The sequence below is a fragment of the Aeromicrobium alkaliterrae genome, from assembly GCF_039529015.1.
Taxonomy (GTDB): domain Bacteria; phylum Actinomycetota; class Actinomycetes; order Propionibacteriales; family Nocardioidaceae; genus Aeromicrobium; species Aeromicrobium alkaliterrae.
Genome location: NZ_BAAAME010000004.1, coordinates 472801 through 479169, shown reverse-complemented (window position 1 = coordinate 479169; position 6369 = coordinate 472801). Strand labels below are relative to the sequence as shown.

At 73.2% G+C, this 6369-nt stretch carries 6 protein-coding genes; 4 read left to right on the top strand and 2 right to left on the bottom strand.

Features of this window, described 5'->3' with window-relative positions; all coding sequences use genetic code 11:
* The first annotated feature begins 76 nt into the window (after positions 1–76).
* Together ABD127_RS10365 and ABD127_RS10360 are read left to right on the top strand one after the other, a co-directional pair.
* Complete coding sequence (locus ABD127_RS10365) at positions 77–448, top strand: MmcQ/YjbR family DNA-binding protein (protein ID WP_344200894.1); 372 nt, start codon at positions 77–79, stop codon at positions 446–448.
* A gap of 10 nt (positions 449–458) precedes the next feature.
* Entirely contained in the window at positions 459–1352 is an 894-nt protein-coding gene (locus tag ABD127_RS10360; RefSeq protein WP_344200891.1) for an aldose epimerase family protein, read from the top strand.
* On the opposite strand, the gene ABD127_RS10355 is transcribed toward ABD127_RS10360, so the two are convergent.
* Both ABD127_RS10355 and xylA read right to left on the bottom strand, forming a co-directional pair.
* On the bottom strand, positions 1304–2707 hold the full coding sequence (locus ABD127_RS10355; protein ID WP_344200888.1) for a xylulokinase: 1404 nt from the start codon (positions 2705–2707) through the stop codon (positions 1304–1306). The two genes, ABD127_RS10360 and ABD127_RS10355, sit on opposite strands and share 49 nt — an antisense overlap.
* Before the next feature lie 2 nt (positions 2708–2709).
* Positions 2710–3891 carry a xylose isomerase gene (gene xylA / locus ABD127_RS10350; RefSeq protein ID WP_344200884.1) on the bottom strand — a complete coding sequence of 394 codons (1182 nt, stop codon included), beginning with the start codon at positions 3889–3891 and terminating at the stop codon, positions 2710–2712.
* A 64-nt stretch (positions 3892–3955) separates the two neighbouring features.
* Between xylA and ABD127_RS10345 the strand changes: the two genes are divergently transcribed.
* Together ABD127_RS10345 and ABD127_RS10340 are read left to right on the top strand one after the other, a co-directional pair.
* Complete coding sequence (locus ABD127_RS10345; RefSeq protein WP_344200881.1) at positions 3956–5155, top strand: ROK family protein; 1200 nt, start codon at positions 3956–3958, stop codon at positions 5153–5155.
* Between the two features lie 134 nt (positions 5156–5289).
* Complete coding sequence (locus ABD127_RS10340) at positions 5290–6360, top strand: sugar ABC transporter substrate-binding protein (RefSeq protein WP_344200878.1); 1071 nt, start codon at positions 5290–5292, stop codon at positions 6358–6360.
* Positions 6361–6369 lie beyond the last annotated feature (9 nt).

Below are 6369 nucleotides of genomic sequence, written 5' to 3'. Positions count from 1 at the left end.
CAGGTCCGGGGCCCTTCCGCATCCCTCCGCCCGACGGGGTGGGGGAGTGTCGGTGGGGGCTGGCAGGGTGGTGGACGTGGTGCGGTCGGAGGTTCCCGAGGCGTGGGTCGAGCGGCTCGACGCCGTGCTGTCGACCTTTCCGGAGTGTCAGGCCGAGTCGGCCTGGACGGGCACCCGCTGGCGCGTCCGCAGCGCGACGGTCGCCCACGTGTTCGGTGGTGAGGACGGGCTGCTCCGCATCACCTTCCGGGCCGACCCCGACGAGGTCGCCGCGTTCGTGCACCTCGGCGGTCCACGCTTCCGGGTCGGGGGATGGGGGTCCGACGCCGTCGGCCTGGTGCTCGACGAGCACACCGACCCGGACGAGCTCGCCGAGCTGCTCACCGACTCCTACTGCCGTCAGGCCCCCGAGGCGCTCGCGTCGCAGGTCGAGCGCCCGGGGGAGTAGCGTCCCGCTGGTGGAACGGATCGAGCTGCGCAGCCCCGGCGGCGCCCGTCTCGTGGTGCTCGACCACGGGGCCGCGGTCGACGCCTGGGTGCCCGCTCCCGGCACGGGTCCGAGCCTCCTGGTGTCCCGCAGCCCCGCCGAGCGCCTCGTGTCCGCCGCGCCGTACTGCGGCGTCGTCGTCGGCCGCTACGCCAACCGCATCGCCGGGGCCCGCTTCGACCTCGACGGCGCTGCGCACCGGCTCGTGGCCAACGACGGGCCGGCCACGCTCCATGGCGGCCCCGACGGCTTCGACCGGCGCACCTGGACCGTCGTCGCGCACGACGCCGACCGCCTCGTGCTTCAGCTGGTCAGCCCCGACGGCGACCAGGGCTTCCCGGGCACGCTGACGGCCACGGTCACCTACCGGCTGACCGACGCGTCGGTCGAGGTCGACCTCCAGGCCGTCACCGACGCGCCCACCGCGGTCAGCCTCGCGAGCCATCCGTACCTCGACCTCGGCCCCTTGCCCGTGGTCACGGTGCCCGCCGACCGCTACCTCCCTGTCGACCGGGCCGGCATCCCCGCCCCGGGTTCGGCGAGCGTCCACGGCACGCGTTTCGACCTGCGGGCCGGACACGTCGTCCACACCGGGAGCGACCTCGACCACGCCTGGCTGGTGCCGGGCGAGGGCGTGCGCTCGGTCGCCACGCTGCGGTCTGCGGACGGGGTGCGGAGCATCGACGTCACGAGCGACCAGCCCAGCGTGCAGGTGTTCACGGGCAGCCCGGCGGGCGGCGTCGCGATCGAGGCGCAACGCGTGCCGGACGGTCCGAACCGACCCGACGCCGACGTCGTGCTCCGACCCGGCGAGGTCTACTCCTCGCGCACCCGCTGGGCGTACTCGAACGCCAGCGAGCGATAGCGGTCGACGACCTCGGGGCGGTGCTCGCCCTCGAGGACGGCCGTGGTCGAGGCGGCCCAGCTCGGCGGCTCGTCGGTCCCGGCCAGCACCCACGCGGCCTGGCGAGCGGCGCCGAGCGCCACGTACTCCGCGGCCTCGGGCAGCGTGACCGGCAGTCCCAGCACGGTCGGCGCGATGGCCCGGACGGCCGCCGACTGAGCGCCGCCGCCGACGAGGGTCACCGAGCGCGCGGTGATGCCTTGCGCCCGCATGGCGTCGAGGGCTCCGTGCAGGAGGCACCAGAGCCCCTCGACCGCCGCGCGGGCGAGGTTCTCGCGGGTCATGGACCCGAGCGTCATCCCGACCAGGGAGCCGGTCGCGGTGGGCAGGTTGGGGGTGCGCTCGCCCTCGAGGTAGGGCAGGTGGACGAGTCCGCCGGCACCAGGTTCAGCGGCCAGGGCGAGGGCCGACAACCCGGCGTGGTCGACGCCGAGCAGGCGTGCCGTGGCATCGAGTACGCGGGCGCCGTTGAGCGTGGCCGCCAGCGGGAGGTGGTGGCCGGTCGCGTCGGCGAAGCCCGCGATCAGGCCCGTCTCGTCGTGCGTGGACGCGGCCGACACCGCGGCGACGACGCCCGAGGTGCCGATCGAGATGCTCGTGTCGCCAGGACGGAGCCCGAGCCCGAGCGCAGCACCGGCGTTGTCGCCGCAGCCGGGCCCGATCAGGAACCCGGGCCCCTCGACGCCGTCGGCCGGGCCCAGCACCCGTGGCAGCACGATCGGGTCGGCGTCACGGCGCAGGGCGAGTGTCAGGAGGTCGCGGCGGTACTCGCCCCGGGTGTCGAGGTACCCCGTGCCGGACGCGTCCGAGCGGTCGGTCACCAGGTCCTCGAGCCGCCCCGTGCCCCGGAGCCGCCAGGTCAGCCAGTCGTGCGGCAGGGCGACCGCGGCGATGCGTGTCGCGAGCATCGGCTCGTGGTCGGCCATCCACCGCAGCTTGGTCACCGTGATCGAGGCGACGGGAACCGTGCCGGTGTCGTCGGCCCACGCCTGCGCCCCCCGCTCGCGCACCAGGTCGGCCGCCGACGCGCCGGAGCGCGTGTCGTTCCAGAGCAGAGCGGGGCGCAGCACGGCTCCCGTGGCGTCGAGCGCCACCAGCCCGTGCTGCTGCCCGCCGATCGAGACGGCCTCGACGTCGTCGAGGCCGCCGGCCGCCGCCAGGGCCTGCTGCAGCGCGACCCACCAGTGCTCGGGGTCGACCTCCGTGCCGTCGGGGTGCGCCGCTCGCCCCGACCGCACGACGCGGCCGTCGGCGGCGTCGACCACGACGACGGTGCAGGACTGGGTCGAGGAGTCGACCCCGGCGACGAGCGTCACGGTCAGCCGATGAGGTGCTCGACGGCGAGCTGCTGCAGGGCGACGAAGCCGAAGTCGCGCTCGGCGGCCTTCTCGGGGTCGAAGCCGTCGTCGCCGGCCAGCAGGTCGGCGACGGTCTCGCCCTCGCCCAGGGTGGGCTCGGCGAGCTCGAACAGCCCCGCGTAGGTCATGGCCTCCTGCACGCGAGCGTCGGCGCGGAACGCCTTCGCCTTCTCGGCCAGCGCGATGTAGGTGCTCATGCAGGCCTCCGCCGAGCTCCACACGCCGTCCATGTGCTCGGTGCGCGACGGCTTGTAGTCGAAGTGGCGCGGGCCCGTGTAGCGCGGGCCGTCCGGCGTGGCCGGGAAGCCGTTCTCGAGCAGGTCGACGGTGAAGAACGCCGAGATCAGGTCGCCGTGACCGAACACGAGGTCCTGGTCGTACTTGAGCCCGCGCTGACCGTTGAGGTCGATGTGGAACAGCTTGTCGTGCCAGAGCGCCTGGCCGATCGTGTGCGTGTAGTTGAGGTTGGCCATCTGCTCGTGGCCGGTCTCGGGGTTGAGGCCGACGATGTCGCCGTGCTCGAGCTCGCCGATGAGGGCCAGGGCGTGGCCGGCGGTGGGCAGGAAGATGTCGCCGCGGGGCTCGTTGGGCTTGGGCTCGAGGCCGATGCGCAGGTCGTAGCCCTGGGACTTGATGTAGCCGGCGACGGTGTCGAGGCCCTCCTTGTAGCGCTCGTGCGCCGCGTGGACGTCCTTCGACCCGTCGTACTCCGAGCCCTCACGGCCGCCCCACATGACGAACGTCGAGGCACCGACCGAGGCCGCGATGTCGACCGCGCGCAGGACCTTGCGCAGGCCGAACCTGCGCACGCCGCGATCGTTCGAGGTCAGTCCGCCGTCCTTGAAGACGGGGTGGCTGAAGGTGTTGGTCGTGACCATCTCGATCACGAGGCCGGCGGCGTCGGCGGCGTCCTTGACGCGGCCCACGGCCTTCTCGCGCTCGGCCTCGTCGGCGTCGAACGCGAAGACGTCGTTGTCGTGGAACGTGATGCCCCAGGCGCCGAGCTCGGCCAGCCGACCGACGTACTCGGTGGGGTCGAGGGCCGGGCGCGACGCCGAGCCGAAGGGGTCCTGGCCCGTCCAGCCGACGGTCCACAGGCCGAACGAGAAGCGGTCGTCAGGGGTGGGGCGGCGGACGGTCATGGCAAGCTCCTCGTAATAAGTTTGATGGTAGAACTTAAGACGCCGACTGCGCTACTGTCAACGCATGGTCGACGCGCCGGGAACGCCGTGGCACGGACCGGCGAGCGTCGCCGTCCGCCAGGCGAACCTGCGCGAGCGCAACCTCGCGGCGCTGGTGGCCGGGGTCTGCCGGGCTGAGTCGCCACCGTCGCGGGCCGACCTCGCCGTCGAGCTCTCGATGACCCGGGCGACGGCCGCCCGACTCGTCGACGAGCTCGTGGCGGCCAAGGTCGTCGACGAGGTCGAGCGCCCGCGGTCGGGGCGTGGCCGGCCGGCGCTCGCGCTGCGACCGGGGGAGGGGATCGTCGCCCTGGGTCTCGCGATCGAGACCGAGCGCGTCATCGCCCGGGCCGTCGACCTGCGGGGCGAGGTCGTCGCCGAGCGCGTCGCGCCCTCGACGTCGCGGGACCCGGAGCGGGTCCTCGACGCCCTCGCCGCCGAGGCGCGGGAGGTGCGGGCCCTCGTCCAGGCGCGGCGGGTCGTCGGCGTGGGTGTCGCGGTGCCCGGCATCGTGACCGAGGACGGCCTCCTGCTGCGCGCCCCGAACCTCGGCTGGAGCGACGTCGACGTCGCCGAGGGGCTGCGCTCGGTCGGTGGGCTGCACCGGATCCACGTCGCGAACGAGGCCGACATGGCAGCCTTCCTGGAGGCCGAGCCGGCGCCGGGTCGACCCGGCGAGTGGTCGGACTTCGTGCACGTCTCGGCGGCCGTCGGCGTCGGCGGGTCGATCGTGACGGGCGGCCGGATCGTCGCGGGCGAGCACGGCGCGGCTGGCGAGCTGGGGCACGTGTGCGTCGACCCCTCGGGCCCGGCCTGCGCCTGCGGATCGACCGGCTGCCTCGAGCGGTACGTCGGGATCGAGGCGCTCGCCACGGTCTCCGGGCTCGCTCGCGAGGACGTCGCGACCGAGCTCGGCGCACGGGCCGCGGCCGGCGACACCGGGTGCCTGGCCGCCCTCGAGCAGGTCACCCACGCGCTGAGCGTGGCGCTCGCCAGCGTCGTCAACGTCGTCGGGATCTCCTCGGTCGTCCTCGGCGGCCACCTGGCCACGCTGCCGCCGTCGACCCTCGAGGCGGTCCAGCAGCGGCTCGACGCGCGCGTGCTCGGTTCGCGGTGGACCCCGGTGCGGATCCGGGCCGCTCGCGGCGACGACGCGGCGGCCGCGACCGGCGCCGCGCACCGTGCGCTGGGCGACCTCCTGGCCCGCCCCGCCGCCTGGGTCTGAGGAAATCTCGCCGAAACACTGGACGTGACCGCCGTCACGTGCATATGTTGTGCGACACAACAATTACGTCGTGCTCCAGTGCCCACCGCTGGATCCGGCACCCACCTCGCACCACACAGCTAGGAGGCGTCCGCATGAAGCGAACGCGCAACATCGTGATGGCAGTCGTCCTGGGGGCGACCCTCTCGCTCGCCGCCTGCGGCAGCGACGACGGCGGCGGGAGCGACTCGTCCGACGGCAAGATCGGCGTGATCCTGCCCGACACGAAGTCCTCGGTCCGCTGGGAGAGCGCCGACCGCCCGGCCCTCGAGGCCGCCTTCAAGGAGGCTGACGTCGAGTACACGATCCAGAACGCCGAGGGCGACGCCGAGAAGATGGCGACGATCGCCGACGGCATGATCGCCGACGGCGTCACGGTCCTCGCGATCGTCAACCTCGACTCGGAGTCGGGCGCCGCGATCCAGGAGAAGGCCGCCAAGCAGGGCGTCCGGACGATCGACTACGACCGTCTGACCCTCGGCGGCTCGGCCGACTACTACGTGTCGTTCGACAACACCGTGGTCGGCGAGCTGCAGGGCCAGGGCCTGGCGGACTGCCTCGGCGAGGAGGCGGCCAACGTCATCTACCTGAACGGCAGCCCGACCGACAACAACGCCACGCTGTTCTCGGCGGGTGCGCACAGCGTGCTCGACAAGATCTCGACCTACACCGAGGTCGGCGAGCAGGCCGTTCCCGACTGGGACAACGAGCAGGCCGTCACGATCTTCGAGCAGCTGTACACGCAGGCCGGCGGCGACGTCCAGGGCGTGTACGCGGCCAACGACGGTCTCGCGGGCTCGGTCATCTCGATCCTGGAGAAGAACGGTCAGGCCGGTCAGGTCCCCGTCACGGGTCAGGACGCGACGGTCGAGGGCCTGCAGAACATCCTCGCCGGCACCCAGTGCATGACGGTCTACAAGTCCGCCAAGCTCGAGGCCGGCGCGCTCGCCGACGCCGCGATCGCCCTGGTCAAGGGTGAGGACGCCGACACCAACGGCACGACCGAGGACTCCGAGGGTGACCGCGACGTCCCCTCGATCCTGCTGACGCCGGAGTCCATCACCAAGGACACCGTCAAGTCGGTCGTCGACGACGGCGGCGCCAAGGCCGAGGACATCTGCACCGGCGAGTTCGCGCAGTACTGCGACGAGGTCGGCATCTCCTGATGCGCCCGG